Origin of the sequence: Vibrio sp. TRT 2004 (assembly GCF_050113735.1) — a bacterium.
GTDB lineage: Bacteria > Pseudomonadota > Gammaproteobacteria > Enterobacterales > Vibrionaceae > Vibrio.
This window is the reverse complement of record NZ_JBNJOH010000092.1, coordinates 1-2,975: the sequence shown is the minus strand read 5'-3', so window position 1 is coordinate 2,975 and position 2,975 is coordinate 1. Positions and strand designations below refer to the sequence as shown.

Genomic DNA, 2,975 nt, shown 5'->3' with positions numbered 1-2,975 from the left:
ATACGGTCACGCACTCGACCATCACGAGTAGAATCGTGCATTTGTTCGAGTTGCAGTTTCTGTTGAGAAGTCAGTGTGATTTTCATGGTTCGTAGCATGATCCTGATTCTAAATAAAATCAAGCATCTTCAATGATCAGGGGTATAGTAAAAAACAAATTTTTGATGATAGTAAGTCCAAAACTACTGTGTTTCTTAAATTTGACATACTGTATGAATACTCTATCAACTTATTAATTACTATTGTTAAGGTTGTGATTTGAAACTGCCAAAAAAATGTATTGATATTTGGGTTGCGAGACCCACCCAGATTAAAGGATGCAATCTGGTTAGTGAGTACTTAAAAATACTCACAGATCAAGAGATAGAACAAATACAACGCTTCAGTTCGGAAACTCAACGACACACCGCGTTAATAACAAGAGTATTTATTAGAGTATTGCTATCAAAGTACTTAGGCATTACCCCAGAGAGCGTGTTTTTTAGGACTGGATGTAAAGGTAAGCCGGAAATATCTAAGATACAAACACCGATACGATTTAATCTAAGCCATACATATGACTTTATTGTTTGTGCTGTAACTTTGGTGAATGATATTGGAGTGGATGTTGAGTATACACAGAGAGAAATACAGATTGATAATTTTAGCAAACACTTCTTTTGTGATAGTGAAAGAGCAAGATTGTTGACCTTACCTTTGATGCAACGGAGAGAAACTTTTTTTGAGCTCTGGACTTTAAAAGAATCTTATTTAAAAGCCTGTGGAGAGGGGGTTGGAGAAGCGTTGAGTCATTTTACTTTCAATTTGGAAGATAAAGCTCATATAGAAATTATCTTCAACTCGATGAGAAAAGACGATCCGAAAAACTGGCAAAGTTGGTTATTTTCAGGTTCTCCATCTCATCGAATAGCTGTAAGCATCCGGTCTCCAAAAACGGAAGAATATCAGATACGGCAATTTCAAATGGTTCCGTTAGAGAATGTTTGGGCAATAAATCTTCCTTTGCCTTATTAGTTATAATTTAGATCTGCGACGGTGGTTGGTAAACCCAAACATAGTTCTGAGGGATCCCCTCATAAATTCGCCAGTGCATAGCCATCTTTTAAGAGCTGCTCAGCTAGAGCCATGGCCGTTGCTAAGAGGTGTTGTGTAGTAATCTCGTAGTCTGGTCGCCTGAGGACTTCCATACCTAATCGAACGGTAGACAGGACATTTCGATTTCTGACTGTATTCGCTTGAAAGTGCCTATCCCACCCTTGTTGCTGTGCATGTATTCCTACCAGCCAAAACATGAGTTGCAGAATTAAAGCTATCAGCAAAATAATATCGAACCTTTTGGGGCAACTAGTGCGGCTTTGACGTAGGCCTAATCCGTAAGCGGGACTCTTTAAGTCTCGGAAGGTTTCCTCTATCTGCATGCGCTTTGCGTAAAGCCTCACCAACTGCTTGGGAGTACGAGCCGCCGTTGGTAAGTTAGTTGCCAATACCCATGGCTCCTTTGCTGAGTCAGAGTACACTTTCGGCGATGGATGGTGACAGTTTGTTCGGGTAGAACGCTGATTCTTACGGCCTTTAGGCAATGCTCTATACAGCGCTATTTGGCAGTTGATGGCATTGCTTTGGGTCAGCTTTTGGTAACCAAGACTTTTGGCTCTGCTAGAGGCTTTGCTATGTAACTTACTGACTGGCTGCCAATTTTCGGCACCGAGTTCAGCAAATTGTACTTTACCTCTTACTCGACTCAGCCAGTACCATCCGTGCTCTTCAACAGACTTGTACCATGGCGCTTTAAATCCAGCATCACTGATAATGAGTGGGGTCGCAGAGGAAGGTAAAATGCTCGCCAGATCAGATAAAAACTGGCCATGAGCTGACTTAGAACACTGCTTTGAAAGTGGAAAGGCCTTTTCATATAAAGTGACCGAACGTCCTTGTAGCGCCACTGATGCTCGGAGCACCATAAGCCTCTTGTGTTCACGGATATCAGACCAATCGACGAGAACCACTGGCATGGGGTTACCCGCACAGATAAAGCTAGCATGCCAACGATAAACGGCAAGTCTCTCTTGATGCAGGTGGTGGTTACCTAAAAGACGATCCATCCGCTTTATATTGTGCTTAGTTCTAGCTTGGCAAGGCAAGTTGCGACCAAGTTCGGTGAGCGTAAGGGTTTTGCTATCAAGCAATGCTCGGCAAGCTAGCATTAAGCCATTAAGCCATTAAGCCATTAAGTCGCTTTAAGTGCAGTTCAGGGCAGAATTGGTAGAGAGAATCATGTAAGATATTGAGTTCGCGCATCTTGTTGTTTGGTTGTTGTTTTTTGGCGAAACCATTTGATCACATGACAAGATGTGCATCTACCTTAACTTGATGATTTTTATCTAAATCATCAGGGGATTCCTCAGAACATAGTTCCGCTACGAGGCTCTCGTTTTTGCTGATGACGACACAAGGCTGCGAACCCATCAACACCACATCGGTTATAGGGCTGTAAAGTACCACCTTTCTAGTTATTAATAAGGAATACTAAGGCAAACTTTGCTTCGTAAATTTCAAACGAGTATCAAATCTAACAAGGTTTGGGGCGTGCGACGTAAAGTCGTATGAAGCGCTGTTCACCGCTCAACGAGTGAACTATCTGTATCACCAGATGAACCTAGGAGCCTGAATAAAGTAGCGGTTCTGACGATGTAACGAAGGCCCCCTCTGGCAGGATAGTTGTCACTGTTAAAATTTAACCAGTTTGGGGCGTAAAGAGTGAATAGTGTCTCGTATTCCAACAGAAAGAAAAGAAGCGATATTAAAGAAGCTACTGATCTGCGCCACTCAGACTGGACACTTCATTAAGCGACATTTTGCTGTTCAAAGTTAACTGGGGAGAGTGTCCTGAATTCTGTGTGATTACATTTGGTGTGTTTATGGCCGTGATTGCAGCGATGTCCATAGGCTATATCATTCAGAAGAAAGTTGTTAAA

Annotated in this window: 1 protein-coding gene and 1 pseudogene; one reads left to right on the top strand and one right to left on the bottom strand. The window is 42.1% G+C overall.

Translation table 11 applies throughout. The features are described from left to right. Positions 1-258 precede the first annotated feature (258 nt). Complete coding sequence (locus ACQEXR_RS19815; protein ID WP_427020997.1) at positions 259-1,014, top strand: 4'-phosphopantetheinyl transferase family protein; 756 nt, start codon at positions 259-261, stop codon at positions 1,012-1,014. A gap of 59 nt (positions 1,015-1,073) precedes the next feature. Here the strand turns inward: ACQEXR_RS19815 and ACQEXR_RS19810 are convergent. Next, positions 1,074-2,298: pseudogene (locus ACQEXR_RS19810) on the bottom strand (IS4 family transposase). Positions 2,299-2,975: the final 677 nt, after the last annotated feature.